Below are 20,939 nucleotides of genomic sequence, written 5' to 3'. Positions count from 1 at the left end.
CAGCACCCGCTCCGCGATCCCCACCACCTCGCTCGCCGCAATATTCCGCATGCAGCGGTGGTCGTTCACCTTGCAGACCGTGCTCTGGCAGGGCTGGCAGGACAGCTTTTCCTTGTCCTGCACCAGTGTCGCGGCGAGGCCGTTCAGCGGGGCCCAGAGATAGGGGCTGGTGGGACCGAAGATGCCCATGGTCGGCGTGCCCAGGGCGGCTGCGATGTGCATCAGGCCGGAATCGTTGGAGATGGCAATGCCGGCCGCGGCCATGGCGAGGACGCCGTTGCGCAAGTCCGAGCCGGTGAGATCGCGGACGCCTGGGCCGCCGGCGGCGACGATCTCCTGGGCGAACTCCTTTTCGGCGGGACCGCCGACCACCCAGACCTCGAGGCCGCGCTCGACCAGCAGGCGGGCGGCTTCGGGATAAGAGGTCCAGCGCTTGGAGACGCCGACCGAGCCCGGGGCGAGTGCCACCGCGGCGCCGGCACCGAGACCATTGGCCTCGCGCCACCGGGCGATCTCCTCGGCCGGGACGCGCAGTTGCGGTACCGGCCATTCCGCGGGCAGGGGCGCGCCGTCTGGCTGGGCTAGGGCGGCGTTCTTGTCGATGAAGCGGGGCAGCTTCTTCTCTCCCCAGCGCCAGCGGTTGAGCAGGCCGAACCGGAACTCGCCGACGAAGCCGATCCGTTCAGGAATACCGGCGAGTGCCGGCGCGATAGCCGCTTTCCAGGTCCGGGGCAGCACCAGGGCAGTGCCGTAATTCTGTTTCCGCAGCAGCCCTGCCAAGCCGAACTGGCGTGCGACGGCCAGCCGGCTGCGCGGCATATCCCAGACGATGCCGGCGCGCACCCCGGGCATGTAGTCCACCAGCGGGGCGCACAGGGAGGTGGTGAGGAGATCGACCGGCCGGTTCGGCCAGCGCTCCTTCAGGACCCGCACGACGGTGTGATTCCGCACGAAATCGCCGATCCACATGTAGGGGACGATCAGGATCGGGCGTGTGTCGCTCCGATCTGCATCACTACCAAGTTGCGAATCAATATTCATTCGTTATGAGGGCCGAACACGTGCCGATATGGCGGCTCGGTTAGCCGCTCCGGGCCGGCAGGTAAAGGCGGCAGAAGAGCAATCCCAAAACAGCTTACACTTTGGCGGATCATGCGCTAGGGCAGGATCGGGCACCTAAAATCGGGCAGGTAGGTGGAATGTTGCTGGTGACCGGCGGGGCCGGTTTTATCGGATCGAATGTCGTGGCCGCGCTGAACGAGGTCGGTCGCAGCGACGTCGTGATCTGCGATCTCCTCGGAACCGAAGGCAAATGGCGCAATCTCGCCAAGCGGCAGCTTGTGGATATCGTTCCCCCGACCGAGCTGATGGACTGGCTGAAGGGCCGCAAGCTGGAGGCTATGATCCATCTCGGGGCGATTTCCGCGACCACGGCGACCGACGGTGATCTCGTCGTCGAGACCAATTTCCGCCTGTCGATGCGCCTGCTGGACTGGTGCACGATGAATGCCGTGCCGTTCATCTACGCGTCCTCGGCGGCGACCTATGGCGACGGCACGGAAGGCTTCGACGACGATTCTTCGCTTTCGGCGCTGAAGAAGTTGCGGCCGATGAATCTCTACGGCTGGAGCAAGCACCTGTTCGATCTCGCTGTCGCCGAACGTGTGGCGCGCGGCGATCGGCTCCCGCCGCAATGGGCCGGCCTGAAATTCTTCAACGTGTTCGGGCCGAACGAATATCACAAAGGCTCGATGATGAGCGTGCTGGCGCGGCGCTTCGACGACGTCAGGGCAGGCCGCGTCGTGCAGCTGTTCAAGTCGCATCGCGAGGGCATCGAGGACGGCGATCAGCGTCGCGATTTCATCTATGTCGACGATGTCGCGCGCGTGGTTCTTTGGCTGCTCGCGACGCCGTCGGTGTCCGGCCTGTTCAACGTCGGCACCGGCAAGGCGCGCAGCTTCAAGGACCTCATGCTGGCTGCCTATGCGGCGCTCGGCACCAGTCCCAACATCGAATACATCGACATGCCCGAGCAGATCCGGGACAGCTACCAGTATTTCACCCAGAGCGAGGTCGATCGTCTGCTCCGCGCCGGCTATAACGGCGGCTTCACGACGCTCGAGGACGCGGTGAAGGCCTATGTCGGGGATTATCTCGACCGGCCCGACCGCTTTCGCTGAGGCCCTTTCGACCATGCCGACGCCCATTCTCGATTTCGATGCCCTCGCGCAAGCCATCTCAGGCCGTACGGTGCTGTGCATCGGCGACATCATGCTGGACGAGTTCGTCTACGGCGAGGTGTCGCGGATCTCGCCGGAAGCGCCGGCGCCCGTCATCGCCGCCCAGCGCAGCGAGATCCACGTCGGCGGCGCCGGCAACGTCGCGCGCAACATCGCTTCGCTCGGCGCGCGCTGCATCTTCGTCGGCCTGATCGGCGAGGACGACGCCGGCACGCGGCTCGAGGCCGCGCTCAATGATCAAGCCGGCATCGAGAGCGTGCTGGTGCGCGACGCCTCGCGGCCGACCACGCGAAAGGTCCGCTTCGTCTCCGAACATTTTTCCACGCACATGCTGCGCGCGGATTGGGAGCAGGCGCTGGCTGCGTCCGACGAGGTCGAAACGAAGTTGATCGACGCGATCCTGCCGCAGATCGCGCGCGCCGACATCGTGCTGCTGTCCGACTATGCCAAGGGCGTGCTGACGGCGCGCGTGATCCGCCACACCATCGATGCCGCGCGCAAGCTCGGCAAGCCCGTCATCGTCGATCCCAAGAGCCTGAACTGGGCGATCTATCGCGGCGCCACGCTGCTCACGCCCAACCGCAAGGAATTCTCGGAAGCGACCCGCAGCCGCGCCGACACGGTGCAGAGCATCGTCGAGGCCAGCGAGGACGTGATGCGGCTCGCCGATTGCGAGGCGATCCTGGTCACCCAGGGCGAGCACGGCATGACCTTGGTGCCGCGGAATGGCGGGGCCGTCCACGTGCCGGCCGTCCCGGTGAAGGTGCGCGACGTCTCGGGCGCCGGTGACACCGTCGCCGCCGCGGTTGCGGTGTCGCTCGCGGCCGGCGCGGACTGGGACACGGCACTGCGCATGGCCAACGCCGCCGCCGCCGTCGCGGTCGGCAAGCGGGGCACCGCCAGCGTCAGCGCGGCCGAGCTGCGACGCAAGATCCTGCCGCATGCCACGCTCGCGGCCGAAGAGAAGATCGTGCTCGACCCGGCAGCACTCGACGCGCAGCTCGCCGAATGGAAAAGGCAGGGCCTGCGCGTCGGCTTCACCAACGGCTGTTTCGACATCCTTCATCCCGGCCACGTCAAGGTGCTGACCGCGGCGCGCGCCGCCTGCGACCGCCTGATCGTGGGGCTCAACAGCGACGCCTCGGTGCGGCGGCTGAAAGGTGCCGATCGTCCGGTCCAGGACGAGCGCGCGCGTGCCGAGGTGCTCGCCGCACTGGAGGCCGTCGATCTCGTCGTCATCTTCACTGAGGACACGCCGATCGACCTGATCACCAGGATCAAGCCCGGCGTGCTGGTGAAGGGCGGCGATTACACACGCGAACAGGTCGTCGGCCATGAGGTGGTCGAGGCCGCGGGCGGGGCGGTCGTGCTGGTCGACATTCTCCAGGGCTTCAGCACGACGGCGCTGGTGCATCGCGCCAGGGGAGGGAGCAAGTGACGGCGCTCGCCCGCGAAACGACCAGCGAGATGTTGCATCGCCGTCTGCGCAGCCCCGCTGCCTGGCGCGAGACCGTCGATCTGTTTGCGATCCTGACCGCGGCCTCTCTGCCCTGGTCGACATCGCTTGCGGGGATATTCAACGCGCTGATGCTGATCTGCATGGTGCCGTTCCTCGATCTACGCGATTTCCTGCAGTCCTTGAAGCGTCCGATCTGCATTGCGCCGATCGCGCTGGTCGTTCTCGCGCTGCTGGGGACGCTGTGGTCGGATGCCCCGTGGGGCGCGCGCTTCTATGCGGTTAATCCGACCGTCAAGCTGCTCGTGCTGCCGGTCCTGCTCTATCATTTCGAGCGCTCGCCGCGTGGCCACTGGATATTCATCGCCTTCCTGGTGTCCTGCGCCTTGCTGTCGGTGATGTCCTGGCTGGTCGCCTTCTACCCGAACCTCGCGCTCAAGACCGATCCGCCCGAGCGCGGCATCTTCGTCAAGAACTACATTGACCAGAGCCAGGAATTCGCGCTTTGCGCGGTGGCGCTCGCCTATCCGATCGTGATGCTGTTGCGCGAGAAGCGATACTGGTTCGCCGCGTTGCTGACGGCGCTGGCGCTTAGCTTCTTCATCAATATGACCTTCGTGGTGGTGTCGCGCACCGCGCTCGTCACCATTCCGATCATGTTCGGCGTGTTTGCACTGCTTCACCTCAAATGGCGCAGCATCGCGATCATCTCCGGCGCGCTGCTCGTCGGCGCCGTTCTCGCCTGGCAGGCCTCGCCCCAATTGCGCCACACCGCCGAGAGGTTTACCACCGATTACACCGGCTATGTGGAACGGGGCGAGGCAACCTCCATGGGCATGCGGCTCGAGTTCTGGCGGAAGTCGCTCGGCTTCTTCGCGGAGGCGCCGATCCTGGGGCACGGCACCGGTTCGACCCGCGGGTTGTTCGAACGCGTCGCGACGCCCGCCGGTCAGGGGCGGGCGTCAGCCGAGGTGATCGGCAACCCGCACAACCAGACGCTGAACGTTGCGGTGCAATGGGGCGCGATCGGCGTCGCCATTCTCTACGCGATTTGGATATTGCATCTGCGGTTGTTTCGCGGCGACGGGCTTGCCAATTGGATCGGACTCCTAGTCGTGGTGCAGAACGTCTTTACCTCGCTGTTCAACTCGCATCTGTTCGACTTCCACGAGGGCTGGATGTACGTCATTGGCGTCGGCGTCGCCGGCGGAATGGTGATCCGGGAACAACAGCTCGGGGCGAAGATGAGGGAAGCCGGTTCCTGAGGGGCCACGCGGCTGGCAAGTCTTGTCGAGATGGGCTATCAGCGCGGTCAGGTTGCATTTAACTGGGTTTTCATCGGTCGGCGGATGACGCGACTTTCGCATCTCACCTCGCGCAATTTCCTGATCGCGCTCCACGACCTGCTGGCGACCACGGCGGCGCTTTTTGCCGCCTTCTATCTGCGATTCGAGGGTGGCGACGATTTCTACGCTCGATTGCCGCTGCTGTTCCAGATCCTGCCCTACTTCCTCGCCTTCAGCGTGGTCGTGTTCTTCTTCTGCAATCTGACCACGACGAAATGGCGTTTCATCTCGCTGCCTGACGCGCTGAACATCATTCGCGCGGCGACCGTGCTCACGGTTGCGCTGCTCGTGCTCGACTACATCCTCGTTGCCCCCAACGTTCGCGGCGCCTTCTTTCTCGGCAAGGTGACGATCGTCCTCTACTGGTTTCTCGAGATCTTCTTCCTCAGCGCGCTGCGCATGGCGTACCGCTACTTCCGCTATACGCGGGTGCGGCGTCACGCGAGGGGCGGGGAGGCCGCGCCGACGCTGCTGATCGGCCGCGCCGCGGATGCCGAAGTGCTGCTGCGCGGCATTGAGAGCGGAGCGATCAAGCGCATCTGGCCGATCGGCGTCTTGTCACCATCGCCTGCCGATCGGGGCCAGCTCATTCGCAACGTGCCGGTGCTGGGCGGCATCGACGACGTCGAGGATGTGATCTCGGATTTCGCCAAGCGCGACAAGCCCATCGCGCGCCTCATCATGACACCATCGGCTTTCGAGCCGGAGTCGCATCCGGAATCGATCCTGATGCGGGCGCGCAAACTGGGTGTGATCGTGAGCCGGATGCCCTCGCTGGAGAGCGGCGATACGCCAAGGCTCACGGCGGTTGCGGTCGAGGACCTCCTGCTGCGTCCGAGCGAGAAGATCGACTATGCTCGCCTGGAGGCCTTGATCAGGAGCAAGGCCGTGATCGTCACCGGCGGCGGCGGCTCGATCGGATCCGAGATCTGCGAGCGTGTGGTCGCCTTCGGCGCGGCACGTCTCTTGATCGTGGAAAATTCCGAGCCGGCTCTCTACGCGGTCACCGAGGCGCTGGCCGCGCGTGGTGCCACCGCACAGATCGAAGGCCGGATTGCCGACATTCGCGACCGCGAGCGCGTCATGCGCCTGATGGCCGAGTTCAAGCCCGACATCGTCTTCCATGCCGCGGCGCTCAAGCACGTGCCGATCCTCGAGCGCGATTGGAGTGAGGGCGTCAAAACCAACATCTTCGGTTCCATCAACGTCGCGGACGCCGCCGTTGCCGCCGGCGCCGAGGCGATGGTGATGATCTCTACCGACAAGGCAATCGAGCCGGTGTCGATGCTCGGCCTCACCAAGCGCTTTGCCGAAATGTACTGCCAGGCGCTCGATCGCGACCTCGCAGCCGGAGCGAGCGGCAGCAAGCCGCCGATGCGGCTGATCTCGGTCCGGTTTGGCAACGTGCTGGCCTCGAACGGGTCGGTGGTGCCGAAGTTCAAGGCCCAGATCGAGGCCGGCGGGCCGGTGACGGTAACTCATCCCGACATGGTCCGTTACTTCATGACCATCCGCGAGGCCTGCGATCTCGTCATCACCGCGGCGACGCATGCGCTTGGGACGCAGCGTCCCGACGTCTCGGTCTACGTGCTCAACATGGGCCAGCCGGTGAAGATCGTCGATCTCGCCGAGCGCATGATCCGCCTGTCCGGGCTGCAGCCGGGCTACGACATCGAGATCGTGTTCACCGGCATGCGGCCGGGCGAGCGCCTGCACGAGATCCTGTTTGCCTCGGAGGAGCCGACCCGCGAGATCGGCGTGCCCGGCATCATGGCCGCGCAGCCGAACGAGCCGCCGATGCAGACGCTGCGCAAATGGAATGCGGCGCTTGAGCAGGCGATCGCGCGCGACGATCGCGCCACCATCAGGACCATCCTGAAGGATGCCGTGCCGGAATTTGGATCCACGGCGGCCTGACCATTGTTGCGCAATCCAGCGCTCGGGGAGCGACGATGAGCGAACGCAAACCGGTCGTGCTGGTGACAGGAGCGAGCGGCTTCATCGGCCGTCACCTCGGGCAGGCGCTGGTGCGCAAGGGATGGTCGGTCCGCCCCGTCGTCCGCAAGCGTCAGGGCATCGACGGCGAGGTCGTGATCGAATCGATCGGCCCCGACACCGATTGGCGGGCCGCGCTCGAGGGGGTGGAGGCGGTCGTCCACCTTGCCGCGCGCGTGCATCACAGGCGCGAGGAGCATGCAGCCCAGCTCTACCAGGACGTCAACACCGCCGGCACGGTGCACCTGGCGCGCGCTGCGGCGAAGGCGGGCGTGCGCCATTTCATCTTCATCAGCACCGTGCTGGTGCATGGCCGCAGCAACGAGGGCAGGGCCCCGTTCAGCGAGAACGACGTCCCGACGCCGCGCGGCCTCTACGGGACGTCCAAGGCGGCGGCCGAGGCAGGCCTGAGGACGCTCGCGGGCGAGAGCGACATGAAGATCTCTGTGATCAGGCCGCCCATGGTCTATGGCGCGAGCGCCAAGGGAAGTTTCGCTCTGTTGACGCGCGCGATGAACCTTGGGGTGCCGTTGCCGTTCGCCGCGATCCGCAATCGCCGCGCCTTCCTTGCCGTGCAGAACCTGTCGTCCTTCATCCTGCACCGGCTCGCTCATCCAGATGCGGCCGGCCATTTCGAGATATTCCTGCTCGCCGACAGCGAGCAGTTCTCGACGCCCGAATTCATCGCGCGTCTGGCTAAGGCCTCCGGCAAGCGCCCGCGACTGTTCGGCGTGCCGCCGGGCCTGCTCAGCGCGCTTTTCCGAATGATCGGCCGGCAGGACATGCATGACAGCCTGATCGGCTCGCTCGAGCTCGACGTCTCGAATGCGCTCGCGACCGGCTGGCGGCCGGAGGTTTCGCTCGATGAGGGGCTGCGGCTCGCCGTGTCGGCTCAGGACGCCTGAGGGCGGGAGAAGCGGCGCAGCAGGAGGGCGACCGCGATCGCGCCGGCAATCAGCGCGGGCAGCGTGACGACCACCGTCGCGGCGCGAACGGCGAGGATCGCCAGCCCTGCGAGCACGAGGTTAAGCAGGAAGACTTCGCCGCTCACCCGGGACACCGAGAAACCGTTGTCGGTCGCGCGCTGATAGAAATGCGAACGGTGCGCCGACCAGAACGGCTCGCGGCGCGCGATGCGCCGAAACAGCGTGATGGTGGCATCGGCGAGGTAGTAGGCCGGCAGCAGCAGCGCCGCAGCCGCTTGTCCGTGCAAGGCGAGCTCGAGCAGGCACCAGCCGAGCAGGAGGCCGATCGGCAGGCTGCCGACATCGCCCAGGAAGACTTTTGCGACAGGACGGTTGAAAGGCGCAAAGCCGAGCATGGCGCCGCACAGCGCGGTGGCGATCAGCACGGCCGGCCATGGGAGATCCCCGAGCATTCCCAGCAGCAGCAGCGCAGCGGTGACCGGAACGACTTCCGCCACCGTCATCAGGTCGAGCCCGTCCATGAAGTTGACGAGGTTCACGAACCAGACGCCGGCAAGGACGATGAGGCCGCGCTCCAGCGCGAGCGGCAGCGCCTGCACGATGCGCGCGGTGTCGGGGGCGGTGAACACCACGGCGCCGACGCAGGCGGCCTGCAGCACCAGGCGCACCAGCACGGGCAGCGATACGATGTCGTCGACGAAGCCGACCAGCGCGATCACGATTGTCGCAGCGACCAGCGCCGGCGGGATCGCGACATTGGCGGAGACCCCCCACAGCGAGGCAACGATCAGCGTCGCGGCGATCACCGCGATGCCGGCGCCCTGCGGGGTCGGCACGCGATGGGAGGACCGCGCATTCGGCCGCGCCAGCGCGTAGCGCTGCAGCAGGGGGCGGCTGGTCCAGGTCACGAGCGCCGAGATCAGCACGGCCGCCGCAACGGCAAGCAGCAGGGCCGCGCCGGCGAGCGCATCGGCAGCCGAATTCACTCCGGCACTCCGATCGCGGCCGACCCTTGCGCGGCTTTCTCGGCGCTGAGGATCCAGACCAGGCCGCCGACTGCCCCGACCAGGAAGAACACGGCGCCGAACAGCAGCGAAACGTTGACGCCCTCGTTGGCGGAAAGTCCCGCGAAGCCGAACGCAAGGCTCATCGTGGCCTCACGCACGCCCCAGCCGGCGATCGAGATCGGCATCATCGTGATCAGCATCACCGGCGGCACGAGCAGAAAGACGTCGCTGAAGCGAACCGGGGCCCCAATCGACTGCACGACGCACCAGGCGATGACGACGGCGAGCACGTGAACGAGGACCGACAGGATCGCGACGACGGGGCCGCTTGTGCCGCTGAAGATCACGCGATTGGCGATGACGGCGCAGGCGTGGATGTGATGCGTTGCCCACCAGGTCTTCAGCCAGCGCCATTTCAGCGCGCCGAAGATCAGGAAGCCGAGGCCGCCGGCGAGCGCCAGGAGGTCGACGAGCAGCAGTGCCGAGCGACCGTGCGGATCGGTGATGAGGGTGTAGCTCCAGGGCAGGCTGGCGACGATCAAGATCGCGAGCGCGACCAGGCCAATGGCGCGGTCGACAAAGATCGAGTAGGTCGCCGTGCGCCAGCCGGCGCCGGCGCGGGCGACGAGCCACAGGCGCACCGCATCGCCGCCGATCGCCGACGGCAGCGTCTGGTTGAAGAACGAGCCGATCACGTTGTATCGCATGGCGCGGCCGAGCTCGAGCGGCGCGCCGCAGGCGGCGCTGATCTCGCGCCAGCGCAGCACGCCGACGAAGATCTGCAGGAACGTGACCGCGATCGCGACACCGAGCCAGAACAGGCTGGTCAGGGTGAATCGGGAAAACAGCTCGGATAGGTCGACCTTGCGCAGCGCCAGATAGAGCAGCGCCGCGGAAATCAGGATCTTGGCCGTCGACAACAGGATTCGGCGCATCTCGTCCGCATGAACAGGGTTTGCTAAGATTTGAGGCAACCCGACGCGAGGCGCCGAATTCGGCCGCTTTGGTATGGTTTTGGCGCCGATCTTGCAATAGCCGTCGTTAAGGAGCCGTCGTTAAGGACGCGTCGTTAAGGAGGCGTCGTTGAGGAGCCGTCGTTAAGGACGCCATGAGGAGATCGCGTGAAGGAGCGGGGAGCCTATTGCGACCCCGTCGAGGTGGCGGCTAGACAGGATCGGGCGAGGGATCACCCAGGGAACAGGATGACGGATCAGGCGATTTTGGTCACGGGTGCGGCCGGCTTCATCGGCTTCCACGTCGCCCGGCAGCTCCTGGGCGAAGGTCGCGCCGTCGTCGGGCTCGACAATCTCAACAGCTATTACGATCCGGCGCTGAAGAAAGCGCGCCTTGCTCTGCTCCGGGACCAGCCGCGTTTCTCGTTCGTCGAGGCCGATCTCGCCGACCGCGAGACCATGGCGGCGCTGTTCGCGCAGCATCGTTTTGCCAAAGTCGTGCATCTGGCCGCGCAGGCCGGCGTGCGCTACTCGATCGAGCAGCCGCAGACCTACGCCGATTCCAATCTCGTCGGCTTTCTCAACGTGCTGGAGGGCTGCCGCAACAATGGCTGCGGTCATCTGGTCTACGCCTCGTCATCCTCCGTTTACGGCGCCAACACAAAACTGCCATTTGCGGTTGCGGACCGCACCGACCATCCGGTCAGCTTCTACGCCGCGACCAAAAAGGCGAACGAGGTGATGGCGCAGTCCTACAGCCATCTTTATCGCCTGCCGGTCACGGGGCTGCGGTTCTTCACCATCTACGGGCCATGGGGCCGCCCCGACATGGCCATGTTTCTGTTCGCGAGCGCCATCATGGCCGGCAAGCCGATCCGGCTCTTCAACCATGGCAAAATGCGCCGCGATTTCACCTATATCGACGATGTGACGCGCGTCGTGTCCAAGCTGATCGATCTCGTGCCTGCGGACGATCCGGCTGCCGCAAATGCGCCGTCAAAGCTCTACAATGTCGGCAATCATCATCCGGAGGAACTGATGCACGTCGTCGGTCTTCTGGAGCGGGAGCTGGGCCGGACGGCGATCAAAGAATTGCTGCCGATGCAGCCGGGAGATGTGCTGGAAACGTTCGCGGATGTCGAGGATCTCTCGCGCGACACCGGCTTTGCACCGTCAACGCCGATCGAGCATGGGATTCATAACTTCGTCACCTGGTACCGGGACCATTTCAAGGTTTGAGATCACGATGGACAAACGCATAATCCCCCTGATCATGTGCGGCGGTGCCGGCACGCGGCTGTGGCCCGCTTCGCGCGAGGTTCGGCCCAAGCAGTTCCTGCCGCTGTTCGGCACGCGCTCGACGTTCCAGGACACGCTGCTGCGCGTGTCCGAGCCCTCTTTGTTCGATCGGCCGATCGTCATCACCAACGCCTCCTATCGCTTCATGGTGCTGGAGCAGCTCGCCGAGATCGGCATCGAGGCCGACGTAATCCTCGAGCCGATGCGGCGCGATTCCGGCCCTGCGATCGCGGCCGGCGCGGTGTTCGCGCAGAACCGCGCCAGCGAGGCGATCGTGCTCGCGCTCGCCGCCGATCACGTCGTGCAGAATAATGCTGCCTTCGTCGCCGCCTGTCGCGAGGGCCTCACCGCCGCGAATGCCGGGCGCATCGTCACCTTCGGCGTCAAGCCGGAGCGGCCGGCAACGGAATATGGCTACATCAATCCGGGCGAGGTGATCGCGGGCGAGGTGCAGGCGGTTGCGCGCTTCGTCGAGAAGCCGGATGCGGTGAAGGCCTCCGACTACGTCAATTCGGGCTATCTCTGGAACAGCGGCAACTTCATGTTCCCGGCGAGCGTGCTGCTCGACGAATATCGCAGGGTCGATGCGGCAAGCGTCGAGGCCGTCACCAATGCCGTCAACAATGCCGGCCGCGATCTCGGCTTCGTCACGCTGGAGCCCGAGGCGTTCGGCGCGGCCAAGGCGATCTCGATCGACTATGCGGTGATGGAGAAGACCTCGCGCGCCGCCGTCGTGCCGGTGTCGTGCGGCTGGTCCGACGTCGGCTCATGGCATGCGGTGTGGGAGCTGTCGGAGAAGGACGCGCAAGGCAATGCCGCGCACGGCACCGCCGTGTTCGAGGATTCCCGCAATTGCAACGTCACCACGGATTCCGCGCTGGTCGCGCTCGAAGGCGTCGACGATCTCGTCGTCGTCGCGACCGCGGACGCGGTGCTGGTCTCGCGGCAGAAGGATGCCAACGGGCTGAAGCGCCTGGTGACGAAATTGAAGTCGGTCGCGCCGAAAGTCACCGAAGAGCATCTCAAGGTGCACCGGCCCTGGGGCAGCTATCAATCCGTCGACAATGGCGAGCGCCACCAGGTCAAGCGCATCGTGGTGAAGCCGGGCGGGCGGCTGTCGCTGCAAAAGCACCATCATCGTGCCGAGCACTGGATCGTGGTCCGCGGCACGGCGCAGGTGACCGTCAACGAGACCGTGAAGACGGTGCACGAGAACGAGTCGATCTACATCCCCATGGGCGCCGTCCACCGGATGGAGAATCCCGGCAAGATCCAGCTGGAGCTGATCGAGGTCCAGACTGGAAGCTATCTGGGGGAAGACGACATCATCCGGATTGAAGACGACTATCAAAGGTCGTAACCAGCAAACTCCGAATCACGCGACCCGGGCCGAGAAGCGGTATCTTTTTCGGCCTAAGGCCCGGGGAACGTGTAACTTTTTGAATCAAATCGTGTCCGGCCCGCCAGGGCGGCATTCGCCACAAATGTGGCGTCCGTGCTAGAAGCGGCCCGGGGATTTGCGTTGAATCGGGGTTTGCTCGGATGACTTCCAGGGGATCTGCACCGGCAAAGGCCGGCTTGCGCGTCGGTGTCATTGGCGCCGGCGTGATGGGCAGCAACCATGCGCGCGTGCTCAGCGGCCTGCCCGGCGTCAGCCTCGTCGGCGTCGTCGATCCCTCGCCGGCACATCGTGCGCGGGCCACGGAGCTCGCCAATTGCGAAAGCTTCGAGACGCTCGACCAGCTGTTCGCCGAAGGCGTCGATGCCGTCACCATCGCGGCACCGACCCATCTGCATCACGAGGTCGCGCTCGCCTGCATCGCCAAGAACATCCATGTGCTGGTCGAAAAGCCGATCGCCTCCACGGTGGCAGAGGGCCGCGAGATCGTCGCCGCCGCGCATAAGGCCGGCGTCACGCTGATGATCGGCCATGTCGAGCGCTTCAATCCGGCGGTGGCCGCGGTCAAGCAGGCGATCGCGGGCGAGGACATTCTCTCCATCGCGATCACCCGCGTCGGCCCGTTCCCGCCGCGCATGTCCAATGTCGGCGTCGTCATCGACCTTGCCGTGCACGATATCGATTTGATCCGCTGGTTCACCGAATCCGACATCGTCGAGGTGCAGCCGCAATTGTCGAGCGCGGTCGCCGAGCGCGAGGACATCGCGCTCTTGCAGTTCCGCACCGAGAGCGGCGTGCTCGCCCACATCAACACCAACTGGCTGACGCCGTTCAAGGCGCGCAGCGTCACGGTCGCAACGCGCGGCAAATACGTGATGGGCGATCTCTTGACGCGCCAGGTCACCGAATGCTTCGGCTTCAAGCCGGACGGCAGCTACTCGATGCGGCATCTGCCGGTCGGCCATGACGAGCCGCTTCGCGCCGAGCTGATCGCGTTCTTGAAGGCAGTGCGCAACGGCGAGACGCCGGCGGTGACGGGCGACGAGGGCGTCGCCAGCCTCGAGATCGCCACGCAATGCCTGGAGAGGCCCTCGCTTCCTGCGGCGACGTCACCCGCGCGCAAGGGGCCGCGCCGCGTCGCCGGCTGATCCCTTCCATGTCGACCGCTCAAACGTCACAAGGCGTCATGAACCAGCACTTACGTTCCGAACCCATTCCCTTCATCGACGTCGCCTCGCAGCGCCGCCGGCTCGGCGCCTCGCTCGATGCCGCCGTGAAGCGCGTGATGGACCATTGCCAGTTCGTCAACGGGCCGGAGGTCTTCGAGCTCGAGAAGCAGCTTGCGGCCTACTCAGGCGCCAAGCACGTGATCGGCTGCGCCAGCGGCACCGACGCCATCCTGATGGTGATGATGGCCAGGAATGTCGGGCCCGGCGATGCCGTGCTGTGTCCGTCCTTTACCTTCATCGCGACCGCCTCGCCGGTGGCGCGGACCGGCGCGACGCCGGTCTATGTCGACGTCGACGAGACCACCTTCAACATGAGCCCGGAATCGCTCAAGCGCGGCATCGCCACCGCCCGCAAGGCCGGTCTCAAGCCCGTCGCGGTGATTCCGGTCGATTTGTTCGGCCAGCCCGCCGATCACGACGCCATCGCCGAGATCGCCAGGGCCGAAGGCCTGTTCGTGCTCGACGACGCCGCGCAAGGCTTTGGCGCGAGCTACAAGGGGCGCAAGCTCGGCACCCTCGGCCACGCCACTGCGACCAGCTTCTTCCCGGCAAAGCCGCTCGGCTGCTTCGGCGACGGCGGCGCGATCTTCACCGATGACGACGAGCTCGCCGCCACCTTGCGCAGCATCCGCGTGCACGGGCAGGGCGTCGACAAGTACGACAACGTCCGCCTCGGTCTCACCGGCCGGCTCGACACGATGCAGGCCGCGGTTCTGATCGAGAAGCTGAAGATCTTTGACGACGAGATCGCCGCCCGCAACAAGGTCGCGGAGCGCTATGCGCGCGGCCTGTCCAATGTCGTCACCGTGCCGCGGCTTGCGCCCGGCAACACCTCGGTCTGGGCGCAGTACACCATTCGTCTTCCCAAGGGTATCGACCGCGACGGCTTCGCTGCCGCGCTAAAAGCCCAGGGCGTGCCGACCGCGATCTATTACGGCAAGTCGATGCACCAGCAGACCGCCTACAAACAGTACCCGGTCGCCGAGGGCGGATTGCCGGGTTGCGAGAGCCTGTCGCAGGACGTCGTCAGCCTGCCGATGCATGCCTATTTGACCGAGGCCGATCAGGAGCGAATCATCGCCGCCGTCCGCGGCGCGCTGGCGGGCTGAGTTCTTCCTCTCCCCTTGCGGGAGAGGTTGGCTTCGCGAAGCGAAGCCGGGTGAGGGGTCTCTCTCCGTACGGCATGCGCTGAGAGATACCCCTCACCCGATTGAGTCTGTATCTGCCTGCGGTGCTGCCCTCTCCCGCAAGGGGAGAGGGCGCAGTAATGCGCATCGCAAGATGCATCGACCTCCGTCCGATAAGTCTCTACAACAATCCGCATGCTCGGACGCATCTTCACGGTCGGTGGTTACACGCTGCTGTCGCGGCTGACGGGGTTTGCCCGCGACATCATGCTCGCGGCGATCCTCGGTGCCGGGCCGGTGGCCGACGCCTTTTTCGTGGCGCTGCGGCTTCCCAACCATTTCCGCGCGATCTTCGCCGAGGGCGCCTTCAACGCCGCCTGGGTGCCGGCCTATGCCCATGTCCATGGCGAGAAGGGGGAGGCGGCGGCAAAGCTATTCGCCGACCGCATCTTCACGCTGCTCCTGGCCTCGCAGGTGGTGCTGCTGATCGCTGCCTGGCTGTTCATGCCGCAGGCCATGAGCATCCTGGCGCCAGGCTTTGGTGAGGATGCCGAGCAGCGAAAGCTCGCGATCGAGTTGACCCGCATCACCTTTCCCTATCTGCTCTTGATCACGCTGGTGACGCTCTATGGCGGCATGCTCAACGTGATGCAGCGCTTTGCCAGCGCCGCGGCCGCTTCGATCTTCCTCAACGTCGCGATGATGATGACGCTGGCGGTTGCCGTCTGGTTTCCGACCGCAGGCCATGCCGCGGCCTGGGGCGTGCTGATCTCCGGCTTCCTGCAATATTTCCTGCTCGCGGGCGATCTCGCCCGCCATGGCGGCCTGCCGCGCTTTGCGCCCTTGAAGCTTGATGAGGACGTTCGCGGCTTCTTCAAAGCGCTCGGACCTGCGACGCTGGGCTCGATGGGCACGCAGCTCGCGCTGTTCGCCGACACCATCATTGCGACGTTCCTGCCCGCCGGTGCGCTGTCGGCGCTCTATTATGCCGACCGGCTCAACCAGCTGCCGATCGGCGTCATCGGCATCGCCATCGGCACGGTGCTGCTGCCGGAGATGTCGCGGCGGATCACCGCAAACGACCACGACGGTGCGCTGAGCGCGCAGCGCCGTGCCTTCGATTTCACGCTGCTATTCTCGATCCCGTTCGTCGCGGCCTTCCTCACCGTGCCCGATGCGATCATGCGCGCACTGTTCGCCCGCGGTGCGTTCTCCAAGGCCGATGCCGCCGCCGCCGGTGCGACGCTCGCGGCCTATGCCATCGGCCTCATCCCGTTCGTGCTGATCCGCAGTGCGGTCGCGACCTTCTATGCCCGCAAGGATACCGCAACGCCGGTCCGCGCGTCGCTGACCGGCATCGCCGTCAACGTCGCGCTGAAGGTTGCCTTGATGGGATCGCTGGCCCAGATCGGCCTCGCGCTGGCCACCGCCGTCGGCGTCTGGACGAACCTTTTGCTGGTGCTGTTCTTCGCCGTGCGGCGCGGCTTTCTCGTGCTCGACCGCGCCTGGCTGCTGTCGCTCGCCAAGTTCTTGCTAAGCGGCCTCATCCTCGCCGCCGCGTTCTGGCTGATTGCACGTTTCAGCGGCCCCTGGTTGGGCGCGATGCACTTCCGGGATGAGTTGATGCTGGTCCTGCTCGCCGTCGGCGGCACGATCGTCTACGCGCTCGCGATCCTCGTGCTGTTCGGCCGCAAGTGGCTGGTCTCGCTGCTGCGTGGCTAGAGAGCACGGCATTCGCCTCCAGGCTGCAGCCAACATCGGCACATCTCTTGATTTTGCGCGATTGCGGTGGTAGGAGTCGCTCATGATCAAATGCTCGCGCAAAGTCTCCAGCAATCACATCACCCGCTTCGGCTGGGCGGTGGGAGGAGTCGTGCGCTAGGATTTCGACGACATCTTTTCCACCAGGCCCCGCCGGCATCGGACGGGGCCTTTTGTTTGGCCACGCTCCCTGCCGGCTCAACAGCAGGAGCGTCCGATGCCACCACAACTGACCAGCATTTCATCCGAGGCCGAGCACGATGCCGCAGTGCTTCGCCTCGATCGATCCATTGCGCTCGCGAAGCAGGCCATGGACGAGGTTCTGGCGGCAGCGGCTCGTCTCAACGTGTCCGTTGCAACGCCGGGCCAAGCCTTGTCGGGGAGAGAAGCTGCCGCAGCCGCGCCGGCGCAAAGCCTCCTGGGCCTGCTCAAGCGATATTGGTCTGCTCTTGGGAAGTGGCGCCTGCACCCGCGGGGCAGTTTGCTGGATCTGAGCGACAGGGAGCTGATGGACATCGGCCTGACGCGCGCCGAGATCAACTATCTCGCACCTGGGCGGGAGATCGATGCGCTCAGAGATAGTACGAGGTATCTGTTGAGCCGCGGGATGTGAGTAATCGACGATCCTCACGCCGGCATATGACCTGCCGCGCGCGGGTTGAACTCGGCAAGGTCTGGCTCAATCCAGCCGTGCCGGGCCTCCCGCGAGAACAGCGCTTCGCGGCTCCAGAAACGTAAGAGTACATCCTTTTCGGTTGCCGGGGACGCCAGCACCGCGTTGCAGGCGGCGACAATGTCGCGGCGGCCGACCTCCGCAAGAATTCCTTCGATGATCATCAAGAAAGCCATCGTCATCGTGTGGTGATAGCCACGCACATCGTCGTTCACGCCGCCAGCGGCAACATTGTAGGCGCGGATCATCTCGGGGAGTTCGACCCGCCAGTCCCGAGCCGGATCAGTGGCGAGCAAGTAGCTCGTCACGATCAGATGTTCACGATGGCTGAAACGTGCCCCCGGAAGTGTACGCGCGAGGAAGCCCTCGCTCAGTTCGGCGACCTCTGCAGCATCCGTGCAGCTACGTCTGTTGCTCATGGCGGCGTCCTATGTTACCGTGGTACCAAGGTAACATTCTAGAACGGAAAAGGCAAATTGGGATCGGTCAACTCGGCCGCCCAGGCTCTGCCTCTGTGACAACAACCGTTCCTCGGTCAGAGCGTCGACCCCCGCAGGCGTCCGAACGAATCCAAGATTCACCTGGTCTCTGAGGACGTGAGTTGCAGGGCTGGAGACCGATGCCCGAGCAAGTCCGGCAATGGCATGATGCGACTAAACCCCCGTCTTCCGATCGAGGTCACACATTATGAACTCAGAAGCTCACAAACATTCAGTCCAACGCGTACAGACGGGAGTTCGGATCGAGAAGCGCATTCTCAAGGTCGCGAAGGGCCTCGCCGAATACCTGGATATGAGCCTCGGTGATTTGCTGGAGGGCGTTCTCCTGCATTCGTTCGAAGGCAAGACTCCGTTCGAGCCTGCGACGCTGCAACGCATTTCGACACTGAAAGATTTGTACGGGCTGACGCTCACGGCCTCCGATGCTCATCAGCTATTTGAAGCTCGGGGTGAGCACGAGAACAGCTAAGTGGGAGCGCTTGGCTCTCGCCGTCAACGTCACACGATCACGCTGGGACCTTGCCGAGCATTCCCGTGAGGCACGCGTGGCGCGATTGAACCTGCGACCCCTGCGCCCGCCTAAACCCGTTTGCCTTGCCAGTTTTTCCACGGCAATATGCCCACAAAACAACCATGAGAACGGGAAGATAAAATGGCGGCTCCCATCAAGTTCGGCGTTGGCCAAAGCGTGCTGCGCAAGGAGGATGACGCGCTCATCCGCGGCAAGGGCCGCTATACCGACGATTACGCGCCGCAGGCCGCGCTCCGCTGCCTGGTGCTGCGCTCGCCGCATGCGCATGCCAAATACAGCATCGATGCGAGCCGCGCGCTCGGCCTGCCGGGCGTTGCGCTGATCCTGACGGCCGACGACGTCGGGGATCTCGGCAATCTGCCCTGCCTGTTCAACCTCGAGACCGATCCGTTCACCGGCCCGCCTTACCCGATCCTGGCCAAGGACGAGGTGCGCCATGTCGGCGACGCCATCGCCTTCGTGGTCGCCGAGACCATCGACCAGGCTCGCGACGCGATCGAGGCGATCGAGGTCAAATGGTCGCCGCTGCCCGCGGTGACCGGCGTCGTCAACGCCGTGAAGAAAGGCGCAGCCTTGGTCTGGCCGGACAAGCCGGGCAACGTGCTGTTCGACGTCTCGATCGGCGACAAAGCGGCGACGGAAGCTGCCTTCGCGAAAGCGCATGCGGTCGCCGAGATCTCCATCGTCAATCCGCGCGTGGTTGCAAGCTTCTTGGAGACCCGCGCTGCCGTCTGCGAATACGATTCCAAGCGCGACCATCTGACGCTAACGGTCGGCAGCCAGGGCAGCCACCGCCTGCGCGACATCCTCTGCCAGAACGTGCTCAACATCCCCACCGACAAGATGCGGGTGATCTGCCCCGACGTCGGCGGCGGGTTCGGCACAAAGCTGTTTCCGTATCGGGAATATGCCCTGATGGCGGTCGCCGCGCGAAAGCTGAAGAAGGCGGTGAAGTGGGCGGCCGATCGCTCCGAGCATTTCATGGGCGATGCGCAGGGCCGCGACAACGTCACCACCGCCAAGATGGCTCTGGCCGAGGACGGCAAGTTCCTCGCGATGGATTGCGACCTCATGGGCGACATGGGCGCGTATCTGTCAACCTTCGGGCCCTACATCCCGCATGGCGGCGCCGGCATGCTGCCGGGCCTCTACGACATCCAGGCCTTCCATTGCCGGGTCCGCACGATCTTCACCCACAGCGTGCCGGTCGACGCCTATCGCGGCGCGGGCCGGCCCGAAGCTGCCTATGTCATCGAGCGCCTCGTCGATGCCTGCGCGCGGAAGCTCGACATGACGCCGGATGCGATCCGCCGCAAGAATTTCATCCCGCCGAAAGCGCTGCCCTACAAGACCGCGACCGGCAAGGTCTACGATTCCGGCGACTTCGCCGCGCACCTGAAGCGCGCGATGGAGATAGCGGAATGGAAGGAATTCCCCAAGCGCGCCAAGGCGGCCAAGAAGGGCGGCCTGATCCGCGGCATCGGGCTTGCGAGCTATGTCGAGATTTGCGGCGTGATGGGTGAAGAGACGGCCAACGTCCGCCTCGATGCCAATGGCGACGTCACCGTGCTGATCGGCACGCAATCGAGCGGGCAGGGCCATCAGACCGCCTATGCGCAGATCGTCGCCGAACAGTTCGGCGTGGCGCCCGAGCGCGTGCATGTCCGGCAGGGCGACACCGACGAGATCGCAACCGGCCTCGGCACCGGCGGCTCGGCCTCGATCCCCTCCGGCGGCGTCAGTGTCGAACGTGCCACGCGCGAGCTCGGTTCGAGGCTGAAGGAGATCGCGGCGCAGGCGCTGGAAGCCAGCGCGGGCGACCTCGAAATCTCCGAAGGCGTGGTGCGGATCGCCGGCACCGACCGCTCGATCTCGTTTGCCGACCTGGCCAAGCGGCCCGGCGTCGATCCATCGAAGCTGAACGGTAGCGCGACCTTTGCCAGCGCCGACGGCACCTATCCCAACGGCACCCATGTTGCGGAGGTCGAGATCGATCCGGCGACCGGCATCATCAAAATCGTCAACTACGTGATCGTCGACGATTTCGGCAAGACGCTCAATCCGCTGCTCTTGGCCGGCCAGGTGCATGGCGGCGCCATGCAGGGCATCGGCCAGGCCTTGATGGAGCAGGTGGTGTATGGACCGACCGACGGCCAGCTCATAACCGCGACCTTCATGGACTATGCGCTGCCGCGCGCGGCGGACGGGCCGGCCTTCGTGTTCGAGACCCACAACGTGCCCTGCAAGACCAATCCGATGGGCGTGAAGGGGGCCGGCGAGGCCGGCGCGATCGGCTCCTGTCCGGCCGTGGTCAACGCCATCGTCGATGCGCTCTGGCGCGAGTACAAGATCGACCACATCGACATGCCGGCAACGCCCGAGCGGGTGTGGGTTGCGATCAGCGAGCATCACCGCCGTCACAGCTTGTGAAGCCGCGCTCCCCCGCGCGCACGGGAATAAACGCGCCGCGCGGGGTTCTACCTATGATGGGTCCCG

The 20,939-nt window shown here is 65.3% G+C and carries 17 protein-coding genes; 13 read left to right on the top strand and 4 right to left on the bottom strand.

From position 1 onward, the window contains the following. A partial coding sequence (waaF, locus tag I6F21_RS32825; protein WP_225184053.1) for a lipopolysaccharide heptosyltransferase II occupies positions 1-1,041 on the bottom strand: 1,041 nt, incomplete at its 3' end. A 158-nt stretch (positions 1,042-1,199) separates the two neighbouring features. Here waaF and rfaD point away from each other — a divergent pair. The 5 genes from rfaD to I6F21_RS32800 all read left to right on the top strand — a co-directional run bounded on the left by rfaD (position 1,200) and on the right by I6F21_RS32800 (position 7,942). Then, positions 1,200-2,180 carry an ADP-glyceromanno-heptose 6-epimerase gene (gene rfaD, locus I6F21_RS32820; RefSeq protein ID WP_225114163.1) on the top strand — a complete coding sequence of 327 codons (981 nt, stop codon included), beginning with the start codon at positions 1,200-1,202 and terminating at the stop codon, positions 2,178-2,180. Positions 2,181-2,193: 13 nt separating this feature from the next. Further along, positions 2,194-3,678, top strand: a complete 1,485-nt coding sequence (gene rfaE1 / locus I6F21_RS32815; protein WP_225184056.1) for a D-glycero-beta-D-manno-heptose-7-phosphate kinase — start codon at positions 2,194-2,196, stop codon at positions 3,676-3,678. After that, a complete protein-coding gene (locus I6F21_RS32810; RefSeq protein WP_036015786.1) occupies positions 3,675-4,961 on the top strand; it encodes an O-antigen ligase family protein in 1,287 nt (428 codons plus the stop codon). Before rfaE1 ends, I6F21_RS32810 begins: the two co-directional genes overlap by 4 nt. 84 nt (positions 4,962-5,045) lie before the next feature. After that, positions 5,046-6,959: an SDR family NAD(P)-dependent oxidoreductase gene (locus I6F21_RS32805; protein WP_225114165.1), complete on the top strand. Its 1,914-nt coding sequence runs from the start codon at positions 5,046-5,048 to the stop codon at positions 6,957-6,959. Positions 6,960-6,994: 35 nt separating this feature from the next. After that, positions 6,995-7,942 carry an NAD-dependent epimerase/dehydratase family protein gene (locus tag I6F21_RS32800; RefSeq protein ID WP_225184052.1) on the top strand — a complete coding sequence of 316 codons (948 nt, stop codon included), beginning with the start codon at positions 6,995-6,997 and terminating at the stop codon, positions 7,940-7,942. Here I6F21_RS32800 and I6F21_RS32795 read toward each other — a convergent pair. Beyond that, the gene (locus I6F21_RS32795; RefSeq protein WP_225184051.1) at positions 7,930-8,949 is read right to left on the bottom strand and encodes a glycosyltransferase family 4 protein; all 1,020 of its coding nucleotides are present in this window, start codon (positions 8,947-8,949) and stop codon (positions 7,930-7,932) included. The genes I6F21_RS32800 and I6F21_RS32795 overlap by 13 nt on opposite strands. Further along, entirely contained in the window at positions 8,946-9,905 is a 960-nt protein-coding gene (locus tag I6F21_RS32790) for a lysylphosphatidylglycerol synthase transmembrane domain-containing protein (protein WP_057028741.1), read from the bottom strand. Before I6F21_RS32790 ends, I6F21_RS32795 begins: the two co-directional genes overlap by 4 nt. A gap of 267 nt (positions 9,906-10,172) precedes the next feature. Between I6F21_RS32790 and I6F21_RS32785 the strand changes: the two genes are divergently transcribed. From I6F21_RS32785 to I6F21_RS32760, 6 genes are all read left to right on the top strand, one after another. Further along, positions 10,173-11,162 carry an SDR family NAD(P)-dependent oxidoreductase gene (locus I6F21_RS32785; protein WP_225184050.1) on the top strand — a complete coding sequence of 330 codons (990 nt, stop codon included), beginning with the start codon at positions 10,173-10,175 and terminating at the stop codon, positions 11,160-11,162. A gap of 7 nt (positions 11,163-11,169) precedes the next feature. Further along, a complete protein-coding gene (locus tag I6F21_RS32780; RefSeq protein WP_225184049.1) occupies positions 11,170-12,582 on the top strand; it encodes a mannose-1-phosphate guanylyltransferase/mannose-6-phosphate isomerase in 1,413 nt (470 codons plus the stop codon). Positions 12,583-12,764: 182 nt separating this feature from the next. Beyond that, the gene (locus I6F21_RS32775) at positions 12,765-13,769 is read left to right on the top strand and encodes a Gfo/Idh/MocA family oxidoreductase (RefSeq protein ID WP_225184048.1); all 1,005 of its coding nucleotides are present in this window, start codon (positions 12,765-12,767) and stop codon (positions 13,767-13,769) included. Between the two features lie 38 nt (positions 13,770-13,807). Next, entirely contained in the window at positions 13,808-14,959 is a 1,152-nt protein-coding gene (locus I6F21_RS32770; protein WP_225184055.1) for a DegT/DnrJ/EryC1/StrS family aminotransferase, read from the top strand. Between the two features lie 213 nt (positions 14,960-15,172). Then, a complete protein-coding gene (gene murJ, locus I6F21_RS32765; RefSeq protein WP_225148286.1) occupies positions 15,173-16,699 on the top strand; it encodes a murein biosynthesis integral membrane protein MurJ in 1,527 nt (508 codons plus the stop codon). Between the two features lie 256 nt (positions 16,700-16,955). After that, a complete protein-coding gene (locus tag I6F21_RS32760) occupies positions 16,956-17,351 on the top strand; it encodes a DUF1127 domain-containing protein (RefSeq protein ID WP_225184047.1) in 396 nt (131 codons plus the stop codon). 14 nt (positions 17,352-17,365) lie between these two features. Here I6F21_RS32760 and I6F21_RS32755 read toward each other — a convergent pair whose 3' ends face one another. Continuing rightward, the gene (locus I6F21_RS32755) at positions 17,366-17,830 is read right to left on the bottom strand and encodes a hypothetical protein (RefSeq protein WP_225184046.1); all 465 of its coding nucleotides are present in this window, start codon (positions 17,828-17,830) and stop codon (positions 17,366-17,368) included. 268 nt (positions 17,831-18,098) lie between these two features. Between I6F21_RS32755 and I6F21_RS32750 the strand changes: the two genes are divergently transcribed. After that, positions 18,099-18,380 carry a hypothetical protein gene (locus tag I6F21_RS32750; RefSeq protein WP_036015526.1) on the top strand — a complete coding sequence of 94 codons (282 nt, stop codon included), beginning with the start codon at positions 18,099-18,101 and terminating at the stop codon, positions 18,378-18,380. Positions 18,381-18,563: 183 nt separating this feature from the next. Beyond that, entirely contained in the window at positions 18,564-20,873 is a 2,310-nt protein-coding gene (locus tag I6F21_RS32745; protein ID WP_225184045.1) for a xanthine dehydrogenase family protein molybdopterin-binding subunit, read from the top strand. The last annotated feature ends 66 nt before the right edge of the window (positions 20,874-20,939 follow it).

This window comes from Bradyrhizobium sp. NBAIM03 (genome assembly GCF_020194055.1).
GTDB classification, from domain to species: Bacteria; Pseudomonadota; Alphaproteobacteria; order Rhizobiales; family Xanthobacteraceae; genus Bradyrhizobium; species Bradyrhizobium yuanmingense.
This window is presented reverse-complemented; position numbering and strand designations above follow the sequence as displayed.